18 protein-coding genes are annotated in these 20,686 nt (G+C 72.5%); 14 read left to right on the forward strand and 4 right to left on the reverse strand.

Annotation, left to right across the window (positions count from 1 at the left end; translation table 11 throughout):
• Positions 1-58 precede the first annotated feature (58 nt).
• The 4 genes from K1J57_RS17705 to K1J57_RS17720 all read left to right on the forward strand — a co-directional run bounded on the left by K1J57_RS17705 (position 59) and on the right by K1J57_RS17720 (position 4,049).
• Complete coding sequence (locus K1J57_RS17705; protein ID WP_220559670.1) at positions 59-985, forward strand: helix-turn-helix transcriptional regulator; 927 nt, start codon at positions 59-61, stop codon at positions 983-985.
• A 121-nt stretch (positions 986-1,106) separates the two neighbouring features.
• Positions 1,107-1,460 (forward strand): helix-turn-helix transcriptional regulator, encoded by a 354-nt coding sequence (locus K1J57_RS17710; protein WP_220559671.1) that lies wholly within the window; start codon positions 1,107-1,109, stop codon positions 1,458-1,460.
• Positions 1,457-1,930 (forward strand): SRPBCC family protein, encoded by a 474-nt coding sequence (locus K1J57_RS17715; RefSeq protein ID WP_220559672.1) that lies wholly within the window; start codon positions 1,457-1,459, stop codon positions 1,928-1,930. Before K1J57_RS17710 ends, K1J57_RS17715 begins: the two co-directional genes overlap by 4 nt.
• A 64-nt stretch (positions 1,931-1,994) precedes the next feature.
• Positions 1,995-4,049 (forward strand): ATP-dependent DNA helicase, encoded by a 2,055-nt coding sequence (locus K1J57_RS17720; protein ID WP_220559673.1) that lies wholly within the window; start codon positions 1,995-1,997, stop codon positions 4,047-4,049.
• 61 nt (positions 4,050-4,110) lie between these two features.
• Here K1J57_RS17720 and K1J57_RS17725 read toward each other — a convergent pair whose 3' ends face one another.
• Positions 4,111-4,635 carry a DUF6315 family protein gene (locus tag K1J57_RS17725; protein WP_220559674.1) on the reverse strand — a complete coding sequence of 175 codons (525 nt, stop codon included), beginning with the start codon at positions 4,633-4,635 and terminating at the stop codon, positions 4,111-4,113.
• A gap of 277 nt (positions 4,636-4,912) precedes the next feature.
• Positions 4,913-5,257 (reverse strand): hypothetical protein, encoded by a 345-nt coding sequence (locus K1J57_RS17730; RefSeq protein ID WP_220559675.1) that lies wholly within the window; start codon positions 5,255-5,257, stop codon positions 4,913-4,915.
• A gap of 177 nt (positions 5,258-5,434) precedes the next feature.
• Between K1J57_RS17730 and K1J57_RS17735 the strand changes: the two genes are divergently transcribed.
• Complete coding sequence (locus K1J57_RS17735) at positions 5,435-6,919, forward strand: hypothetical protein (protein ID WP_220559676.1); 1,485 nt, start codon at positions 5,435-5,437, stop codon at positions 6,917-6,919.
• 57 nt (positions 6,920-6,976) lie between these two features.
• Here the strand turns inward: K1J57_RS17735 and K1J57_RS17740 are convergent, their stop codons facing one another.
• Positions 6,977-7,789: a glutamate racemase gene (locus tag K1J57_RS17740; RefSeq protein WP_220559677.1), complete on the reverse strand. Its 813-nt coding sequence runs from the start codon at positions 7,787-7,789 to the stop codon at positions 6,977-6,979.
• Between the two features lie 233 nt (positions 7,790-8,022).
• On the opposite strand from K1J57_RS17740, the gene K1J57_RS17745 reads away from it, so the two are divergent.
• From K1J57_RS17745 to K1J57_RS17770, 6 genes are all read left to right on the forward strand, one after another.
• Positions 8,023-9,474 carry an FAD-binding oxidoreductase gene (locus K1J57_RS17745; protein ID WP_220559679.1) on the forward strand — a complete coding sequence of 484 codons (1,452 nt, stop codon included), beginning with the start codon at positions 8,023-8,025 and terminating at the stop codon, positions 9,472-9,474.
• A 67-nt stretch (positions 9,475-9,541) separates the two neighbouring features.
• Positions 9,542-10,831 (forward strand): cyclopropane-fatty-acyl-phospholipid synthase family protein, encoded by a 1,290-nt coding sequence (locus K1J57_RS17750; RefSeq protein ID WP_220565617.1) that lies wholly within the window; start codon positions 9,542-9,544, stop codon positions 10,829-10,831.
• Between the two features lie 101 nt (positions 10,832-10,932).
• A complete protein-coding gene (locus K1J57_RS17755) occupies positions 10,933-11,415 on the forward strand; it encodes a hypothetical protein (protein ID WP_220559680.1) in 483 nt (160 codons plus the stop codon).
• Positions 11,416-11,643: 228 nt separating this feature from the next.
• Positions 11,644-12,930 carry a sugar ABC transporter substrate-binding protein gene (locus tag K1J57_RS17760; RefSeq protein WP_220559681.1) on the forward strand — a complete coding sequence of 429 codons (1,287 nt, stop codon included), beginning with the start codon at positions 11,644-11,646 and terminating at the stop codon, positions 12,928-12,930.
• A gap of 102 nt (positions 12,931-13,032) precedes the next feature.
• Positions 13,033-13,932, forward strand: coding sequence for a carbohydrate ABC transporter permease (locus K1J57_RS17765; RefSeq protein WP_220565618.1), 900 nt, complete (start codon positions 13,033-13,035; stop codon positions 13,930-13,932).
• Complete coding sequence (locus tag K1J57_RS17770; protein WP_370634433.1) at positions 13,929-14,825, forward strand: carbohydrate ABC transporter permease; 897 nt, start codon at positions 13,929-13,931, stop codon at positions 14,823-14,825. Before K1J57_RS17765 ends, K1J57_RS17770 begins: the two co-directional genes overlap by 4 nt.
• Before the next feature lie 81 nt (positions 14,826-14,906).
• On the opposite strand, the gene K1J57_RS17775 is transcribed toward K1J57_RS17770, so the two are convergent.
• Positions 14,907-16,484, reverse strand: coding sequence for a long-chain fatty acid--CoA ligase (locus tag K1J57_RS17775; protein ID WP_220559682.1), 1,578 nt, complete (start codon positions 16,482-16,484; stop codon positions 14,907-14,909).
• A gap of 336 nt (positions 16,485-16,820) precedes the next feature.
• Here K1J57_RS17775 and leuS point away from each other — a divergent pair, with 336 nt between their 5' ends.
• The 3 genes from leuS to K1J57_RS17790 all read left to right on the forward strand — a co-directional run bounded on the left by leuS (position 16,821) and on the right by K1J57_RS17790 (position 20,642).
• The gene (leuS, locus tag K1J57_RS17780; protein ID WP_220559683.1) at positions 16,821-19,316 is read left to right on the forward strand and encodes a leucine--tRNA ligase; all 2,496 of its coding nucleotides are present in this window, start codon (positions 16,821-16,823) and stop codon (positions 19,314-19,316) included.
• A 79-nt stretch (positions 19,317-19,395) separates the two neighbouring features.
• The gene (locus tag K1J57_RS17785; RefSeq protein WP_220559684.1) at positions 19,396-19,983 is read left to right on the forward strand and encodes a hypothetical protein; all 588 of its coding nucleotides are present in this window, start codon (positions 19,396-19,398) and stop codon (positions 19,981-19,983) included.
• Positions 19,983-20,642, forward strand: coding sequence for a hypothetical protein (locus tag K1J57_RS17790; RefSeq protein WP_220559685.1), 660 nt, complete (start codon positions 19,983-19,985; stop codon positions 20,640-20,642). The genes K1J57_RS17785 and K1J57_RS17790 overlap by 1 nt, the downstream gene beginning before the upstream one ends.
• Positions 20,643-20,686 lie beyond the last annotated feature (44 nt).

Raw genomic sequence — 20,686 nt, forward strand, 5'->3', positions numbered from 1 at the left:
CGTGGGTACACCCGGCAGGTGCAGGCACGCCGGCCCGCCCGCCGCCTACGCTCGGGGCATGAGAACGGACAGCCTCGGAGCCTTCCTCAAGACCCGGCGGGACCGCGTCACCCCCGACGACGTGGGCCTGCGCACCTACGGCACCGCCCGGCGCGTCCCGGGCCTGCGCCGCGAGGAGCTGGCCCAGCTGGCGGGGGTCAGCGCCGGCTACTACACCCGCCTCGAACAGGACCAGGCGGGCACCGCCTCGGCCCAGGTCCTGGACGCCCTGGCCCGGGTCCTGATGCTGGACGCGGACGAGACCGCCCACCTGCACAACCTCGCCCGCCGTCCCGCCGCCCTGCGCATGGTCCGCCCGCGGCCGGAGCGCCCGGACGCCCGGGTGCTCACCCTGCTGCGGTCGCTGGGCGAGAGCGTTCCGGCGATCGTGTGGGGCCGCCGCGGCGACGTGCTGGCGTGGAACCGGACCGGGCACGCCCTGTTCGCCGAACACGTCGACTTCGGCGCCCCCGACGAGCCGTCCCGGCGCCCCACCAACGCGCGGCTGTTCTTCCTGGACCCGCACACCCGGGACCTGTACCGCAACCGGGAGGAGCTGGCCCGCGCCCACGTCGCCTACCTTCGCCTGGCCAGCGGCCGGTACCCCACGGACGGCCGGCTGGCGGAGCTGATCGGCGAGCTGATGATGCACAGCGCGGAGTTCGCGTCCCTGTGGGCGCGGGTCGAGGTCGCGGACTGCACGACGGGGCCGATGAACCTGCGCCACCCGGTGCTGGGCGACGTGGACGTGGACTACCAGGTGTGGATCCAGCCGGACAGCCCCGACCACCGGCTGGAGATCTACACCCCGCAGGACGTCGCCTCCGCCGACGCCCTGAACCTGCTCGCCGCCGGAACGGCCGGGACGGCCGCCCCCGCGGCTCCGGCCGCCGGCCGCCCTGGAACGCGGCCGCCCTCCCTCCCCGCCGGTTCCCCCTCGGCGTGAAGGACACCCCGGGACCCCTTTCGAGATTTTGCCGGGAGGAGACCGTACCGCTCCCCGTTCTGTCGGTGCCGGATGCGATGATCAACACATCGGTTGATCAACGAGGAGGTTGAATACACGGATGGCGGACGACCCGTTGAGTCTCACCTTCGCCGCTCTGGCCGACCCGACGCGGCGGGCCCTGCTCGCCCGGCTGGCCGAGGGCGAGGCGACCGTCAACGAACTCGCGGAGCCGTTCCCCATCAGCCTCCAGGCGATCTCGCGACACCTGAAGGTCCTCGAACGCGCCGGGCTCATCACCCGGGGCAGGGAGGCCCAGTGGCGCCCCTGCCGGCTGGAGACCGCGCCGCTGCGCGAGGTCTCCGACTGGCTCGGCCGCTACCGCGGCCGCTGGGAGGACCGCTTCGGGAGGCTGGACGCCGAGATCAGCAGGATCAGGGAACAGGCAGCGAAGAACCAGGGAGAAGGACAATGAGCGACCTCGAGATCATCGCCGAGCCCGGCCGGCAGGACATAGTCATCAAGCGCAGCTTCGACGCCCCCCGCGAGCTGGTGTTCCGGGCCATGACCGAGCCCGAGCACCTGGCCGCCTGGTGGGGGCTGCCCACCTCCGAGACCGTCATCGACCACGCCGAGCCCCGCACCGGGGGCAGCTGGCGGTTCGTCGAGAGGGCCGAGGGCGAGGAGTACGCCTTCCGCGGCGTCTACCACGAGGTCACCGCGCCCGAGCGGGTCGTGCAGACCTTCGAGTTCGAGGGCATGCCCGGCCACGTGGCCATGGAGACCATGACCCTGGAGGACGCCGGGGACGGCCGCACCCTCTACACCAACGTCTCCGTCTACCAGAGCGTCGAGGACCGGGACGGCATGATCGCCTCCGGCATGGAGGACGGCCTCGGCCAGTCCATGGACGCCCTGGACGAGCTGCTCCGCGAGCTCGGGTGACCCGCGGCGGGCCGGGCCTGTGGACAGGGCCCGGTCCGTCCCCGGCGGCCGGTACTGTCGATCCGTGGCAGATCTCCCCGACGTCCCGACCCTGCTCGACACCGCCGTGGCCGCCCTGGGCGGCCGCCGCCGCGACGGCCAGTCCGCGATGGCGGCGGCCGTCGCCGACGCCGTCGACAGACGCGAGCACCTCGTCGTCCAGGCGGGCACCGGCACCGGCAAGTCCCTGGCCTACCTCGTCCCGGCCATCCGGCGCGCGATGGAGAAGGACACCTCCGTCGTGGTCTCCACCGCCACCATCGCCCTGCAGAACCAGCTCATCGACCGCGACCTGCCGCGGCTGGCCGGGGCGCTCAAGCCCCTGCTGCGCCGCGAGCCCACGTTCGCCGTCCTCAAGGGCCGCCGCAACTACCTGTGCCGCAACCGCCTGCACACCGCGGCCGACGACTCCGACGAGGCCGAGCTGTTCGACCCCCGCCAGCTGTCCTCCCTGGGCAAGCAGGTGGCCCGCCTGCACGAGTGGGCGGAGGAGACCGCCACCGGCGACCGCGACGAGCTGGTCCCGGGCGTCACCGACCTGGCCTGGCGGCAGGTCTCGGTGTCCGCCAACGAGTGCATGGGCGCCCGCATCTGCCCCTTCGGGCAGGAGTGCTTCGCCGAGTTCGCCCGCGAGGAGGCCAAGGGCGTCGACGTGGTGGTCACCAACCACGCGATGCTGTCCATCGACATGACCCAGGGCAACCACATCCTGCCCGAGCACGACACGATCATGATCGACGAGGCCCACGAGCTGGTCGACCGGGCCACCTCCGTGGCCACCGGCACCCTGGCCGAGCGCACCGTCACCGTCGCCGCCAAACGCGCCGGCCGCCTCATCGAGCCCATGGTCGCCGAGCGGCTGACCGAGGCCGGCGAGGGCCTGGCGCTGATGTTCGCCGACGCCCCCGAGGGGCGCATCGACCACATCGACGAGGGGCTGGCCGGGGCGGTCGCGGTCGTCCGCGACGCCGCCGCGGCGTGCGTCACCGCCATCGGGCCCTCGCCCGGCGAGCAGGAGGCCGAGGCCGCCAGCGAGCGCCGCCTGGCCCTGGCCGCCCTCAACGAGGTCCACGACACCGCGGTGCGCGTCCTGGAGTCCTTCGAGCCCGCCCTGCGCGACCGCACCGACGTCGTGTGGCTCACCAAGACCCCGGGGCGCCGCCCCGCGCTGAGCGTCGCCCCGCTGGCCGTGGGCGGGCTGCTGCGCGAGAAGCTCTTCGGCGACCGCACCGTGGTCCTCACCTCCGCCACCCTCACCCTGGGGGGCTCCTTCTCCTCGCTGGCCCGCCAGTGGGGGCTGGGCCGGGAGGTCGGCCAGGAGCGGGCGGAGGCCGAGCGCGCCGCCGCGACCGGCGGGGACGACGCCGAGGACGGCCCGCACCGCGCCGCGGGCGAGCCCCGGTGGCGGGCGCTGGACGTCGGCTCCCCGTTCGACCACGCCCGCAGCGGCATCCTCTACGTCGCCGCCCACCTGCCGCCGCCCGGCCGGGACGGGCTCTCCCCGGCCTACCTGGACGAGATCACCGAGCTCATCGAGGCCGCCGACGGCCGCACCCTGGGGCTGTTCTCCTCGATGCGCGCCGCCCAGCAGGCCGCCGACGAGCTGCGCGAGCGCTTGGACCACCCGCTGCTGTGCCAGGGGGAGGACTCCACCGGCCAGCTGGTCCGCCGGTTCTCCGAGGACGAGAACGCCTGCCTGTTCGGCACCCTGTCGCTGTGGCAGGGGGTGGACGTGCCGGGACCGTCGCTGTCGCTGGTGATCGTGGACCGCATCCCGTTCCCGCGCCCGGACGACCCGCTGGCCTCGGCCCGCCAGCGCTCCGTGGCCGCCCACGGCGGCAACGGCTTCCTATCGGTGGCGGCCACCCACGCCGCCCTGCTGCTGGCCCAGGGCACGGGGCGCCTGCTGCGCTCCACCGACGACAGGGGCGTCATCGCGGTCCTGGACCCGAGGCTGGCCACCGCCCGCTACGGCGGGTTCCTGCGCGCCTCGCTGCCGCCGTACTGGGGCACCACCGACCCGCAGGTGGCCCGGTCGGCGCTGCGCCGGCTCTCGGGCCGCGCCGCCCCGGCGGCCTGACCGGCCCCGGACACGGCGACGGCCGGGCGCCCGCGGGGCGCCCGGCCGTCGCACGTCCGTGTCAGCCGCGGGTGCGGTAGCCGAAGAGCCGGACCGCGTACCCGGGGGAGTCGTTCTCGGCCTCCTGGATGAACCAGCGGTCGTCGTGCTCTCCCACCAGGAGCTCGTTCCACATCATGTCGATGAGCTTGAGCCGGGAGACCACCGACGCCTCGGGGTCCAGCACGATCGAGTACGCGCGGTCGGTCAGCCGCTGCGTCACCATGCCCACGGACTGCCCGTCCCAGATGGCGGGGACGGGGGCGTGGCCGACCTCGACCCCGCACAGCCGCAGCTGCTCGACCTCTTCGTCCAGGGCCTCCGCGGCCAGCGCGCCGTCCAGGCGCAGGGCGTCCTCCAGCTCGTCGCGGTCCTCGTCGGCGCGCAGGTAGGCGTGGTACGTGCGACGGTTGCAGGTGCGGCACTTGCGCCAGACGACGCACCGGGCCAGTCCGTAGGCGGACTGGGCCTCGCCGACACTCTGGTAGTCGCTCACCTCGCGAATCGTGCCGCATTCGCAGCACAGGGCCGTGAGATCCTGCTTCATCAGAGTCCCCCCTCCCAGGTGAGTATGCGACGGATGCGGGTCGTTAGGGAACCCGTTCGGTGAGGAAGTCGCGGCAAGGACTCGTCATCAATGCCCAAAATGACCCGGTGACGGGTTTCGCGTGGGCAGGTCCCGGTTCTCGACGTGTCCGTTCTCACCTCCTTCGTCCGGGCGTGTCCCCGTCCGCAGGGGAGGGCGGGGACGCCGAGCACGCATGCAAGGTGACCTACGTCTCATGGATCCGGTCGGGGGGAGGGGGGATCGGGACGCGCCGGGATCAGTCCAGGGACCGACCGTTCTTGTTGCGGGCGCTCCAGTCCCGCATCCGCTGGGGGTAGCCCATGATCTGCACGTCGTACACCGGGATGCCCCGCTTGGACGCCACCTTGCGGATGACCGCGGGGGAGCCGCAGCGGCGCCGGATCCACTCGCCGTCGGTGGCCACCGCCACCGCCGTGGTCTGGGTCGCGAAGGTCTCCGGCTCGACGAAGAACTCCACGCCCACCCTGCTCTGCGCGAACTCGATCAGGGCCTTGATGTCACCGTCCTCGGTGGCGCGGTCGAACCGGGCCTTGCCGGAACGGTTGGCCTTGCGCAAACCGAAGCGGTCTCGCCATCCCATCGGTGTCCTTGTCCCCTAACAGAGGTAGTGCGGTCGGGTGGCCCCGAGTCTATCGATGCGACTTTCATGATCAGAGGCCTCGACCGCCTGTCCTGCACCGGTTTCACGCGTTTTCCGGACAGGCCCGCACACCGGCTGCTACGTTCTGTTCCCACGGCACTACAGGGGGAGACGATGATGCCGATGTGGACGTGGGCGGGGGAGACCGCACGCCGACTCGCCAACGCAGGACAGGCCGAGCTGGCCGAGGCCGTCGTCGGCCTGCCCGAACTGGCGGAGGCGGGTGACGCCGTCCAAGTGGAGGCGGTCGCCCGCTCCGCACTGCGCACCGCCCGCCGCCTGGTGGCCGAGGCGGGCGCCGAGAACGCCGAGGTGCCCGGGGTGTTCGGCCCCGCCACCCTCTTCTTCCTGGCCCACTGGCCGCTGGCGGTCCGGGTCTCGGCCCTGGCCGAGGGCGGCCGGGCGCTGCCCCGCGCGGTGGCCGCCGCCGAGGACGCGCCGGGCCCGCACGCCCACGGGCCGCTGCCGGTCTCCGCGCTGGAGACCCTGGTCCGCTGCCACGCCAACGTCGACGCCGCGGGCACCGTCGGCCTGCGCCGCGAGCTGCTGTCGTCGCGCAACCTCGCCGGGTGGGAGCGCACCCCCGCCTGGCCGGCCTTCACCCTGGCCCGGGTGCACCTGCTCATCGACGAGGGTGACCCGGAGCGCGCCGAGACCGAGCTGCGCCGCTACGAGCACACCGCCACCGGCCCCGCCCTGCTCGGCGCCGACGGCATCTTCACCCTGGTCCGAGCCCTGCGCCACCGCGACGCGCACACCCAGGCGCTGGAGGTGCTGGACCGGATGGAGGCCGAGCTCGCACTGGAGCCGAACAACCCGCGCAGGCCCGCCCTGCGCCGCCGGATCCGGTTCGAGCGCGCCCGGCTGCTGTCCTGGTTGGCCCGCCTGGGCCAGTGCCCGGCCCGCGACGCCGTGGCGCCCCTGCCCACCGTGGAGGAGGCCGAGGCCCACCCGTCCCTGCGGCCGGCCTGGGTGGAGGCGGTGGAGAACCTGGTCTGCCAGGGCATCGTCCGCAACGACTGGCGGCTGGGCGTGCGCGTCACCACCTGGTCCCGCTACTTCGAGCGCGTGGGCGCGCCCCGGCGCGGCGCCGAGCTCGCCCTGGCCGCGGCCCGCCTGGCCGTGGGACGCGGCGCCCTGTGGGTGGCGGGCTGCTCCGCCCGCCGCGCCGAACGCCTCATGGGCGACCTCGCCAACACGGGGGAGATCCGCGGCGACCTCGCCGAGGTCCACGCCATGATCGCCGCCATGCCGGCCGTGCGCCCCCTGGCCCCGCCCGACCGCATCCTGGACTTCCTGCGCGCCCAGCCCGCCGAGGAGGTCGACCCGGAGAACCAGGCCGAGCAGGTCAACGCCGCGCTGGAGCACCGGCCGCACGACACCCTGCTGCTCACCGCGCTGGGCCAGGTCGGCCGCACTCTGATGCTCTCCGACGCCGCCACCGAGCCCCAGTGGCGCCACGTCCGCGAACGGCCCGGCGACCAGCGCGCCGCGCTGTCCCTGCTGGAGACCCTGCTGCACGACAACGACACCGCGGGCGTGCGCGACCTGGTCCGCACCCTGGCCGCCGACCGCGCCGCCGTGCTCACCCCGCACAGCTGACCCGCCGACACCGACCCGCCGCGGGCCTCGCCCCGTCCGCGGCAGGGCCCGTCCGGACTAACGGGCGGGAGAGGGCTCCCCGGCGGCCAGCGCCCGGCCGGCCGGATAGGCCAGGGCGGCCGCGGGCAGACGCGCCGGGCGGCCGCTGGCCAGCACCCGCACCCGGCCCCCGCCGGCCCCCGCGGCCCCGGCGTCTCCGGCGGCTCCGATACGGCGCAGCGTCTGCGCGGCCACGGCGTCCGCCGCGGTGAACAGCTCCACCCCGGCCGCGGCGCCCGACCGGGCCCGCAGGGCCTCGGTGATCGCCTCACCGACCAGGTCGTAGTGCGTGCACCCCAGCACGATCCCGCGCACCCGGCCCGGCGTGCGCTCCGCCGCGTAGGCGACCGCGTCGGCGATCCGTCCCGGGTCGGCCGACTCCACCGCCTCCGCCAGCCCGACGCACGCCACCGGCGTCACGTCCACGCCCCGGGCGAAGGTCTCCACCAGCCGCCGCTGGTACTCGCTGCGCGTCGTCGCCTCGGTCGACCACACCGCGATCGGCGTGCCCGCGGCCGCCGCGGGCTTGATCGCCGGGACCGTCCCCACCACCGGCACACCCGGCTCGAACCGCTCCCGCAGCTCCGCCAGCCCGTGCACCGACGCCGTGTTGCACGGCACCACCACCGCGTCCACATCGCCCCCCGCCGCGTCCACGGCGGCCCGGGCGCCGGCCAGGGCGCGCTCGACGATCTCGTCGTGGGTGCGCGGCCCCCACGGCATGTGGTCCGGATCCATGGACAGGTACAGCTCGGCGTCCGGCCGGGCGGCGAACAGCGCCGCGGCGGTGGACAGCATGCCGATTCCGGAATCTACGACAGCGATGCGCATGAACCCCGATCCTATCCGCGGGCCCCCGTCCCCCACCCGACCCACCGCCCTGACCGGCGGCGCGGCCCCGGGGCGGGCCGTTTCCACCGCGACACGACATAAATGGGGTGGTCTCCTTCGTTACCGATAGGTAGAACTGAGGGGATCGGTCACTTCCGGCCCACCGCGACCGGATCCGACCGTTCCACGCTGTGCCTCACTCGCGCGCGCCACGACCGGGAACGGGATCAGGGATGAGTCCTCAACGGCAGGGAACGAACAGCGACACCGCCTCCGGCGGCGACATCGGGCTGGCCCGGCACATCGCAGCGGTCAACCGCCTGCGCCGCGACTACCGGTCCCTGCCCGCCGACGCGCCGGTCCGGCTGGCCAAGCCCACCTCCAACCTCTTCCGGTTCCGCGAGCCGACCTCCGCGCCCGCCCTCGACGTCTCCGCCTTCTCCGGCGTCATCTCCATCGACCCCGTCGAGCGCCTGGCCGACGTCGGCGGCATGACCACCTACGAGGACCTGGTCGCCGCCACGCTCCCGCACGGGCTCATGCCCACCGTCGTCCCCCAGTTGCGCACCATCACCCTGGGCGGCGCCGTCACCGGGATGGGCATCGAGTCCTCCTCCTTCCGCAATGGCCTGCCGCACGAGGCCGTCCAGGAGATGGAGATCCTCACCGGGTCCGGCGACATCGTCACCGCCACCCGCGACAACGCCCACGCCGACCTCTTCCACGGCTTCCCCAACTCCTACGGCACCCTCGGCTACAGCCTGCGCCTGCGCATCGAGCTGGAACCCGTCTCCCCGTACGTGCACCTGCGCCACCTGCGCTTCCACGACGCGGCCGAGGCCATGGACGCCCTGGCCCGCATCTGCGACGACCGCTCCCACGACGGACAGCCGGTCGACTTCGTCGACGGCGTCGCCTTCTCCCGCGACGAGCTGTACCTGACGGTGGCCCGCTTCACCGACCGGGCCCCCTGGGCGAGCGACTACACCGGCCAGGAGATCTACTACCGCTCCATCCAGGCCAACGCCGACAACGGCCCGGGCGACTACCTCACCGTCCACGACTACCTGTGGCGCTGGGACACCGACTGGTTCTGGTGCTCGCGCGCCCTCGGCGTGCAGAACCCGGTGGTGCGCTCCCTGTGGCCGCGCTCCCTCAAGCGCTCCGACGTCTACCGCAGGGTGGTGGCCTGGGACCGGCGCACCGCCTTCTCCCGGCTGCTCAACCACTACCGGGGCCGCCGCCCCCAGGAACCGCTCATCCAGGACATCGAGGTGGGCGTGGAGCGCGGGGCCGAGTTCCTCGACTTCTTCCACGAGGAGATCGGTGTGACCCCGGTGTGGATCTGCCCGATGCGCCTGAAGGAGCCGCGCCGGGCCGACCTGGGGCCCGGCGGCCACGTGTGGCCGCTCTACCCCCTGGAGAACGACCGCCTCTACGTCAACTTCGGCTTCTGGGGCATGGTCGACATGAAGCCCGGCCAGCGCCGCGCCCACCACAACCGGCGGGTGGAGGAGCGCGTCGCCGAGCTCGGCGGCCACAAGTCGCTGTACTCCGACTCCTTCTACACCGAGGAGGAGTTCTGGCGCCTCTACAACGGCTCCGTCTACGCCGACCTCAAGGAGACCTACGACCCCCGGGGGAGGCTGCTCGACCTGTACGCCAAGTGCGTACGCAATGGATGACACCGCACGCGAACGGGAGGCGACCCGCGGAGTGGGCCGCGTCCGCGAGAGGAAGGGAAAGAAGAACATGCGGCTCGCCGAGATCTTCGAGCGCGTCGTGGGACCCGACGCGCCCATCCGCTTCACGGCCTACGACGGCAGTGCCTCCGGAGACCCGGGCAGCGACGTCCACCTGCACGTGCGCACCCCGGTCGCGGTCAACTACCTGGCCCAGTCGCCCAACGCGCTGGGCCTGACCCGCGCCTACGTCTCCGGGCACCTGGAGGTGGAGGGCGACATGTACACCATCCTCCGGCGGATGTCCGACTTCGTCTTCGCGGAGGGGTTCAACGTGTCCGCCCGCGACCTGGCGGCCATCGCCCGCTCCGTGGGCTGGGTCAAGTTCGTCAACCGGGTCGCCCCGCCGCCCCAGGAGGTGACGCGCGGCCGTCTGGCCGGGCTGGGCTGGCGCCACTCCAAGCAGCGCGACGCCGAGGCCATCCACCACCACTACGACGTCTCCAACGCCTTCTACGAGCTGGTGCTGGGCCCGTCCATGACCTACACCTGCGCGGTCTTCGACGACGCCGACGGGGCCCTGGACCGGGTGGAGGCGGACGACGGCGCCCTGGAGAGCGCCCAGTTCCGCAAGTACGAGCTGGTCGCCGCCAAGCTCGGCCTGGAGCCGGGCATGCGCCTGCTCGACGTGGGCTGCGGCTGGGGCGGCATGGTCATGCACGCCGCCCGCGAGCACAAGGTCAAGGCCCTGGGCGTCACCCTGTCCAAGGAGCAGGCCGAGTGGGCGGCCAAGCGCATCGCCCAGGAGGGGCTGTCCGACCTGGCCGAGGTCCGCCACATGGACTACCGGGACGTCCCCGACGGCGGCTTCGACCGGATCAGCTCCATCGGCCTGACCGAGCACATCGGCGCCCGCAACCTCCCCGCCTACTTCTCGTCGCTGAACGACAAGCTGGTGCCGGGCGGCCGGCTGCTCAACCACTGCATCACCCGGCCCCGCAACGACCTGCCCCCGATGGACACCGACGGGGTCATCAACCGCTACGTGTTCCCCGACGGCGAGCTGGAGGGGCCCGGGCAGATCCAGACGGCCATGAACGACGCCGGGTTCGAGATCCGGCACCAGGAGAACCTGCGCGAGCACTACGCGCTCACCCTGCGCCACTGGGGCGCCAACCTGGAGCGGAACTGGGACGCGGCGGTCGCCGAGGTCGGCGAGGGCACCGCCCGGGTCTGGCGGCTGTACATGGCCGGGTGCGTGCTCGGCTTCGAGCGGAACGTGGTGCAGCTCCACCAGATCCTGGGCGTCAAGCTCGACGGCACCGACGCCCGCATGCCGCTGCGCCCGCGGTTCCAGTAGGAGGCGGGGCCGGGAACGCCGTTCGCCCGCGGCGATCCCGGCCTGTCCGCGCCCCGCCGCGGCCCGCGGCACGGCATCATGGACGCGAGACCCTACGAGGAGTGCCCGTGACCGAGAACGCCGGGGGGGAAGGCCCCCTCGTCCCGGACCAGCCGGACCACGTCAAGCGCACCGCGATCGACCTGATCGCGGCCTACGCCGACCGCAACCGGGACGAGCTGGAGCGGGTGATCCCGCGGGCGGCCGACGACGCCGGGGCGGTGCAGTCGGAGCTGCGCGTCATCTCCGCGTTCCTGGGCCGCCGGGTCCAGGAGACCGGAGTGGTGTGGAAGCCCGCCGACTCCCGAGAGGCCGTGGCCCGCACCGTCGCGGAGATGCTCCCGCCGGAGCTGGAGTTCGCGGTCTCCACCGCCTGGGAGGCCCACACCGTGGGCGAGGAGGAGGCCGCCGAGCGCTTCACCCGCGGCGACCCCATGGTCTACGTCCACATGCTCGCCGCCTTCTCCGCCGCCATCGGCCTGGCGGTGTACAAGCGCGCCGAGCTCATCTCCACCCTGCGCCAGGTGACCGGCCTCTCCGAGTAGGGGGCACGGGGCTCCGGGGCGAGGGTCGGGGGAGGCGGGCCCTCCTTCGGCGCGCACCTCGCCGGAGCCCCGGAAACCCCTGCGGCACCGGGGTTCCCGGGCCCGTCCGGCGGCGTCCCCTAACAGCTCAGACACAAAATGGAGTGGTTTACTTCACTCCGAGCCGTTCTTTACGTAGGTTTCCTACCAACCCCGAGGGGACCCACGACAGGAACGGGAGGCGAGCCCATGGCCCGCAGACGAACCCGAAAGCACGTTCCGCTCCCCGCAGCCGCACTCGCCCTGACCCTGGCCGCGACCGCGTGCGCGGGAGGCGGCGGCGACGGCGGCGGTGACACCGACAGCCTCACCGTGTGGATCATGGAGGGCACCAACCCCGACGCCACCGGCTTCTTCGACGAGGTCAACGCCGCCTTCACCGAGGAGACCGGCATCGAGGTGGTGGTCGAGTTCGTCCCGTGGGACGGCGCCCAGGACAAGATCTCCACCGCCATCGCCGGCGGCACCATGCCCGACGTCATCGAACTCGGCAACACCTTCGTCCCCGGCTTCGCCGACTCCGGGGCCCTGCACGACCTGTCCGCCTACGGGGTCGACACCTCCCTCTACGTGCCGGGCCTCATGGAGATGGGGGCCCTGGACGAAGGGGTCTACGGCATCCCCTGGTACGCCTCCATCCGCTCCATGGTCTACCGCACCGACGTGTTCGAGGAGCACGACCTGGAGGTGCCCCAGAGCTGGGACGAGCTCCGCGAGACCGCCCTGGAGATCAAGGAGGCCGAGCCGGACATGGTCGCCCTGCCGGTGCCGGGCGACGCCCAGTACTCGGTCATGCCGTGGATCTGGGGCGGCGGGGCCGAGATCGCCGTCCAGGAGGACGACGGCACGTGGGTGTCCGGGGTGGACTCCCCCGAGGCGCGCGAGGGCATCGCGTTCTTCACCGGCCTGGCCCTGGAGGACGGCACCTCCACCACCGGCGCCGTCAACTGGAACGAGATCAACATCATGGAGTCGTTCTCCGAGGGCGACGCCGCCATCGCGCTGCTCGGCAGCGCCAACCCCAAGGCCATCGTCGAGAACAACCCCGAACTGGAGGGCCTGCTGGGCTCCTTCCCCATCCCGGGGCGGGAGGCCGGGACCTACACGCCGTCGTTCGCCGGGGGCTCGCTGCTGTCGGTGTTCGAGGGCACCGGCAACGAGGAGGCCGCCTGGAGCTACGTGGAGCACCTCACCGGCGAGGACAACATGATGCTCTGGGCCGAGCAGACCGGGTTCTTCCCCGGCCTCACCGGGAGCGTCGACGCGTTCACCGCCTCGGCCGACCCCGTCCTGGAGGCCTACGCCGTCCAGCTGGGGGAGGCGAGCAAGGGCGTGCCCACCGCACCCGCCTGGAGCCAGGTGGAGGCCGAGAAGGTCCTGGTCGGCATGCAGCAGTCCATCCTCAACGGCACCTCGGTGGAGGACGCCACCGCCCAGGCCGCCGACGACATCGAACGCATCCTCAACGGAGGTTGACACGTGGGAACACCGGTCGGGCAGGCGGTCGGCGGCACGGGCCCGGGGCTCCGGGCGCCGGCCGGCCCGCCCGGCCGGGGGCGGCGCGCTCCCGCCCTCGGCCTGAGGCGGCGCAGCGCACTGCTGCCCTGGGTGCTGCTCGCCCCCGCCCTGGCGGTCATCGCCGCCCTGCTGCTCTTCCCCCTCGGCCGGATCGTGTGGCTGTCGTTCCGCGAGTACCGGCTGCGCAACCTGGTGTCGGGGGAGTCGGACTTCATCGGCCCGGCCAACTACGTCACCCTGTTCACCGACTCCTACCTGTGGCGGGTCGCCCTGCCCAACACGGTGGGGTTCGCCGTGGTCGCGGTCGTCTCCACCGTGGTGCTGGGCACCCTCGTGGCCCTGCTGCTGTCCCGGCTGCGCCCGGTCACCCGGGTCGTCGTGGTCTCCTGCATCATGGTCGCCTGGGCCATGCCCGCCGTCAGTGGCACCTACGTGTGGCTGTGGATCTTCGACGTCGACAGCGGCGTCGTCGCCCAGGCCCTCAAGGGCGCCGGCCTGCTGGGCCCCGAGGGGTACAACTGGTTCGCCGACCGGCTGTTCTTCTACGCGGTCGTCGTGCTCAACGTGGTCCACGGCGGGTTCCCGTTCGTGGCCGTCACCGTTCTGGCCGGGCTGCTCACCGTGCCCCGTGAACTGCACGAGGCAGCCCTGCTGGACGGCGCCGGGGCGTGGAAGCGGTTCTGGCACGTCACCTTCCCGGTCCTGCGCCCGGTGTTCGCCGTCGTCACCATCCTGTCCACCATCTGGGACTTCAAGGTCTTCGCGCAGGTCTACCTGATGCCCGGAGGCGGGGTCGGCGGCTCGGAGATGCTCAACCTGGGCGTGTGGACCTACGTGAGCTCCTTCGGCCAGAGGGACTACGGAATGGGATCGGCCATCGCCGTGGTCCTCACCCTGCTCCTGCTGGCGGTCACCGCGGTCTACCTGCGGGCCCTGTTCCGAGAGGACGAACTGCGTTGAGCGCCCGGGCCGACACCGCCGCGTCCGCCGCCTGGGAGAGCCGGGTCCGCCGGGCCCGCCGCCGCGGCGGCGCCCTGCGCCTGACCCGGCTCGCCGGGCGGGCCGCCGGGGTGGCCGCGATCCTGCTGTTCACCCTGTTCCCCGTCTACTTCATGCTCGCCAGCGCGTTCTCCGACCGGATGACCTCCGCCGTCGGGACGCTGGTGCCCCGCGACCCCACCCTGGACAACTTCGTCCACGTCCTGACCGAGGGCGACTTCGGGACGTACATGCTCAACTCGCTGGCGGTCGCCTGCATCACCGTCGTCGGGGCGTGCGTGCTGTCGCTGCTGGCGGCCGTGGCCGTGGCGCGCTTCCGGTTCCGGTTCCGCACCGCGATCCTGGTGATGATCCTCGTCGTCCAGATGGTGCCGCTGGAGGCCCTGGTCATCCCGCTCTTCCTCCAGGTCCGCGACCTCCGGCTGCTCAACACCGTGCTGGGCCTGGGCATCGTCTACATCGCCCTGTCCCTGCCGCTGGCGGTGTGGATGATGCGCGGGTTCGTGGCCGCGGTCCCCAAGGAGGTGGAGGAGGCCGCCTACATCGACGGCGCCTCGTGGCCGGTCATGTTCTGGAAGGTGCTGTTCCCGCTGGTCGCCCCCGGCCTGGTGGCGACCGCGATCTTCGCGTTCATCATCGCCTGGAACGAGTTCGTGCTCGCCCTGACGTTCATGCAGCAGAGCGACAAGTACACGGTCGCCGTGGGCCTGCGGCAGTTCTTCGGCGAGTACGCCAACGAGTGGGGGCACGTCATGGCCGCGTCCACCCTCATCACCCTGCCGGTCATGGTCTTCTTCGTCCTCGTGCAGCGCTGGCTGGCCTCCGGGCTGGTCCAGGGCGCCGTCAAGGGCTGACCCGGCCCGGCGGCGGGCCGGGGGAGGCGAGGGGAAGGGGCGGGACCCGGCCGGGTCCCGCCCCTCGTCCGCCCCGCGGGGTCAGTCGCGCAGCTCGCGCTTGAGGATCTTGCCGGTGGCGGTCATCGGCAGGCTCTCGCGGAACTCGATCTCGCGCGGGTACTTGTACGCGGCCAGGCGTTCCCTGGCCCACCCGGTCAGCTCCTCGGCGGTGAGCCCGGCGCCCTCCTTGAGGATCACGAACGCCTTGATCTCCTCGCCGTGGGTGTCGTGCGGGACGCCGACGACCGCCGCGAGGCTGACCGCCTCGTGCCCCATCAGGACCTCCTCGACCTCGCGCGGGTACACGTTGTACCCGCCGCGGATGATCATGTCCTTGGAGCGGTCGATGATGAAGTAGAAGCCCTCCTCGTCGCGGCGGGCGATGTCGCCGGTGCGGAACCAGCCGTCCCGGATCACCTCGGCGTTGACCTCGGGCCGGTTGTGGTAGCCCTTCATCACCAGGTGGCCGCGGATGGCGATCTCGCCGACCGGGTCCTCGTCGCCGGTCTTGACGACCTCGTTCCACTCCGGGTCGATCAGCTTCATCTCCACACCCCACACCGGCTTGCCGATCGAGCCGGTCTTGGCCTTGACGTTGGGGTTGTTGAAGGACGCCACCGGGGAGGTCTCGGACAGGCCGTAGCCCTCCTTGATGCCGACGCCGAAGGTGTCCTGGAAGTCCTGGGCGAGCTGGGCGGGCAGCGCCGCGCCACCGGAGACCGCGTCGACGATGTTGTCCGCGATCGCCTTGATGTCGTACTTCCCCTCGCCGGCGGAGCGCACGGCGTTGAGCAGGCCCCAGTACATGGTGGGCACGCCCGCGAAGCCGGTGACGCCCTCCTTCTCCATCAGGCGCAGGGCCTCGTCGCCGTCGAACCGCGGCATCAGCACCAGGGTCGCGTGCCGGTAGAGGGCCGCGTTGAGCATGACGGTCTGGCCGAAGATGTGGAACAGCGGCAGCACCACCAGGGCCACGTCGCGGCCGTCCGGGTGCGGGTTGACCAGGCTGGAGGAGACGACCGCGTTCATCATCAGGTTGTTGTGGCTCAGCTCGGCGCCCTTGGGCTTGCCGGTGGTGCCGCTGGTGTAGATGATGACGGCCGTGTTGTCGGAGCTCGCCTGGACGGTCTCGAACTCGCCGGGCTGCCCCTCCAGGGCCTTCCACAGGGTCTGGGCGCCCTCGATGGCGGACTCGGTCGCCCCCGGGACGGCGGGCAGGTCGATGTAGGTCTCGCAGGTGTCCACCTGGCCGAACGCCTCGAAGGCGCGCTCGCCCAGCGGCAGCTCCGGGGTGCCGGTGAACGCGAAGATCGCCTTGGCGCCGGAGTCCTCCAGGTGGTAGGCGATCTCACGCGGCGTGAGCAGGACGTTGAGGGGGACGACCACCGCGCCCGCCTTGAGCGCTCCGTAGTAGACGAAGGGGAAGTACGGCACGTTGGGGCTGGCCAGGGCCACCCGGTCGCCGGGCCGGACGCCCCGGGAGACGAGGAGGTTGGCCACCTGGTTGGCGATCATGTTGGTGATCGCGTAGTTCAGGCGCAGATCGCCGAAGACCAGGCAGTCCTTCTCCGGGACGGATCGGGCACCGTCCTCCAGGACCACGGACAGGTTGAGCATGGGGCCTCCCGCAGGCAGATGTGTCCAGGGACGACAAGGGAACGGGACCCGGGTGTGATCCGGGTCGCGTGTTCTGCGCCACTCTCACGACTGAGTTGACGGAAGAGTAACAAACCGGACAGTCGGTGTGGAGGGGAAGGAGGTCCGTAATCTCACGCAATGTCGGGTGACGCACCGTGACGAACGCGGGGTGCCGCCGCCGGTCCGGGGGCGCCGTCCACAGGCGGGGAAACCCGTCCGCGCCCCGGTCCCCCAGCCGATAACCTGAGGGGGAACGGATCTCGCATGTTGGTCCGCGGATCCCATGTACGACCGAACCCGAGGGAACAAGCAGCGATGACAGCGGTAGACGGCGACCAGACGACGGGCGACACCTACGACGCCCGCGCCCTCCAGGACAAGTGGCAGGCGCGCTGGGCCGCCGAGCTCCCGTTCCAGGCCGACGAGGACCCCGGCGACACCCGCCCCCGCTCCTACATCGTCGACATGTTCGCCTACCCCTCCGGCGACCTGCACATGGGCCACGCCGAGGCCTACGCCATCGGCGACGTGATCGGCCGCTACCGCTTCCAGCGCGGCGACAACGTGCTGCACCCCGTCGGCTGGGACTCCTTCGGCCTGCCCGCCGAGAACGCCGCCATCAAGAACGACTCGCACCCCGCCGCGTGGACCTACGCCAACATCGAGACCCAGGCGGCCTCCTTCCGCCGCTACGGCATCGCCGTCGACTGGTCCCGGCGCATCCACACCAGCGACCCCGAGTACTACAAGTGGAACCAGTGGCTGTTCACCCGGTTCTTCGACCGCGGACTGGCCTACCGCAAGGACGGCCAGGTCAACTGGTGCCCCAAGGACCAGACCGTGCTGGCCAACGAGCAGGTCGTCCAGGGGCGCTGTGAGCGCTGCGGCACCGAGGTCGTGCGCCGCAGCCTGAACCAGTGGTACTTCAAGATCACCGACTACGCGCAGCGCCTGCTGGACGACATGGACCAGCTGGAGGGCGGCAACTGGCCGGACGAGATCCTGGCCATGCAGCGCAACTGGATCGGCCGCTCCACCGGCGCGGACGTCGACTTCGCCATCGAGGGGCGCGAGGAGCCGGTCACCGTCTTCACGACCCGGCCCGACACCCTGTACGGCGCCACCTTCTTCGTGGTGGCCGCCGACGCCGACCTGGCCGACGAGCTGTGCGCCCCCGAGCAGCGCGAGGCCTTCGAGGCCTACCGCTCCGAGGTCGCCAAGCTCTCCGACATCGAGCGCCAGACCACCGAGCGCCCCAAGACCGGCGTCTTCCTGGGCCGTTACGCGGTCAACCCGGTCAACGGCGAGCGCATGCCCGTCTGGGCCGCCGACTACGTCCTGGCCGACTACGGCCACGGCGCCATCATGGCCGTCCCCGCCCACGACCAGCGCGACCTGGACTTCGCCCTGGCCTTCGGCCTGCCCGTGCGCGTCGTCGTCGAGACCGGCGAGCCCGACCCCGCCGAGACCGGCGTCGCCACCGCCGGCGAGGGCAGCCTGCGCGACTCCGGCCCCCTGGACGGCCTGTCCAAGGCCGAGGCCATCGAGCGCATCATCGGCGTCCTGGAGGAGCGCGGCACCGGCCGCGGCACCGTCAACTACCGCCTGCGCGACTGGCTGCTGTCCCGCCAGCGCTACTGGGGCACGCCCATCCCGATCATCCACTGCCCCGCCTGCGGCCAGGTGCCCGTCCCCGACGAGCAGCTGCCCGTCACCCTGCCCGAGCTCAAGGGCGCCGAGCTGGCCCCCAAGGGCGTGTCCCCGCTGGCCTCCGCCACCGACTGGGTCAACGTCGACTGCCCGTCCTGCGGCGGCCCCGCCCAGCGCGACACCGACACCATGGACACCTTCGTGGACTCGTCCTGGTACTTCCTGCGCTACATCTCGCCGCACCTGGACACCGCGCCCTTCGACTCCGACCTGGTCAACGAGTGGGGCCCCGTCGACCACTACATCGGCGGCAAGGAGCACGCGACGCTGCACCTGATGTACGCGCGCTTCTTCACCAAGGTCCTGCACGACATGGGCATGGTGTCCTTCACCGAGCCGTTCCGCCGCCTGACCAACCAGGGCCAGGTCATCAACCAGGGCCGGGCCATGTCCAAGTCCCTGGGCAACGGCGTCGACCTGGGCAAGGAGATCGACGCCTACGGCGTCGACGCGGTCCGGCTGACCATGCTGTTCGCCAGCCCGCCCGAGGAGGACGTCGACTGGGCCGACGTGTCCGTCGTCGCCGCCCAGAAGTTCCTCAACCGGGCCTACCGGGTGATGAACGAGGCCGGTGCCGCCTCCAAGCCCGGCGCCGACCCGGCCGCCGGCGACATCGAGCTGCGCCGCGCCACCCACCACGCCATCGACCAGGTCACCAACCTGATCGAGGCCAAGCGGTTCAACGTGGCCATCGCCCGCGTCATGGAGCTGGTCTCCGCCGCCCGCAAGGCCATCGACTCCGGCCCCGGCGCCGCCGACCCGGCGGTGCGCGAGGCCGCCGAGTTCGTGGCCGTCGCCCTGTCCCTGTTCGCCCCCTACGTGGCGGAGGAGGGCTGGGAGCGGCTGGGCCACACCGGCACCGTCGCCGTCGGGAACTGGCCCGAGGCCGACCCCTCCCTGCTGGTCCAGGAGACCGTGACCTGTGTCGTGCAGGTGCAGAGCAAGGTCCGTGACAAGCTGTCCGTTGCGCCCGACATCGACCCGGCCGAACTGGAAAGGCTCGCGCTGGCGTCAGAGAAGGCGCAGGGCTTCATCGGCGACAAGCAGATCCGCAAGGTGATCGTGCGCGCGCCGAAACTGGTGAACATCGTCGTCGGCTGACCACCGCGACGGCGGCCGCGACCCGCGGCCGCCGTCGCACCTCGGTCGACCGGCGGCCGGACAGGGAGGCGGTGACCGGTTGGGTCCCCTCGCACGGGCGGGTGTGATCGCGGCGGGCGCGGTGGTGGTGTCCGCGTTGGCGATCGGCGGCGGCCTGTGGGCCGCGCAGGACGACCCGGACCGACCCCACCCCGGGGACGTCCACACCGCCGCGCCCGACTGCGGCGACCTCGGAGAACTGCTCGACGAGCACCTGCCCGGCGCGGTCCGCGACCTCGCCGAGCGCGGGCCGCTCACCGGCGGTGAGGGCACCGTGTGCCGGTGGACCTCCGCCGGGACCTCCGACACCCCCCGCCAGGGCGTCCTGCGGGTGGAGTACTCCGCCCTGTTCACGGACTCCACCGCCGAGGAGCCCGTCTCCGGCGAGGACCGGGTGAGCGCGGCCGCCACCGCGCTGGCCCCCGACGCCGCCGAGACCGTGGACCTGTCCACCGGCCGGGGCCTGGTGTGGCGCGGCGGCTCCGGCGACACCGAGCTCGCCTTCTGGGCCGACAACCTGCTGGTCCGGGTCTCCTACACGGCCGTCACCGGCGGCGAACCCGTCTCCCCCGACGAGGGCCGGGCCACCGCGGTCGCCTTCGCCGAACGGATCGGAGCCTCCCTGTGATGCCCCCCGGGCAGCCGCCCGAGACCGTGCCCTCCAGCCAGCCGCAGAGCCGGGGCTGCGCCACCGCCGGTGTGGTCGCCCTCGCCCTCCTGCTGCTCTCCGCCGCGGGCGGCGCCGCCTGGTACGTGCTGACCCGCGAGGACCCCGAGACCGGCGTGTACGACGCGGCCCCCGGCTGCGAGGTCGGTGAGACCGAGGCCCTGGACGCCCGGGTGCCCGAGCGCGAGCTCGCCCTGGAGGAGCCCGTCGGCGGCGCAGCCGACCCCTTCGGCCAGGGCTGGCAGTGCCGCTGGGCCACACCCGGCGGCGACGGCGACTCCGTCCCCGCCACCGCCACCCTCGTCATGGTGGCCGCGCCCAACCCGGGCGGGGTGGTCACCGCGCGGGAGAACTTCGCCGAGACCACCGGGGCCCAGAGCACCTCCCCGGTCGACGACCTGGGGGAGGAGGCGGTGACCTGGCTCGACGAGACCGGTTACACCACCTCCTGCGTGGCGGTGCGGGTGTCCAACCTCTACCTGGAGACCTGCTACTCGGCCGCCGCCGGGTACGACGGCCGCGAACCCGCCGACGAGGAGCGCCTCTCCGCCGGCGCCGAGGAGATCGCCCGCGCCACCGTGGACGCCCTTCCCGAGGAGATCACCACCGAGGACGACTGACCCCGCCCCGGCGGGTCGGGCCGCGGTGACGGACGCGCCGTCAC

Origin of the sequence: Nocardiopsis sp. MT53 (assembly GCF_019598965.1) — a bacterium.
GTDB lineage: Bacteria > Actinomycetota > Actinomycetes > Streptosporangiales > Streptosporangiaceae > Nocardiopsis > Nocardiopsis changdeensis.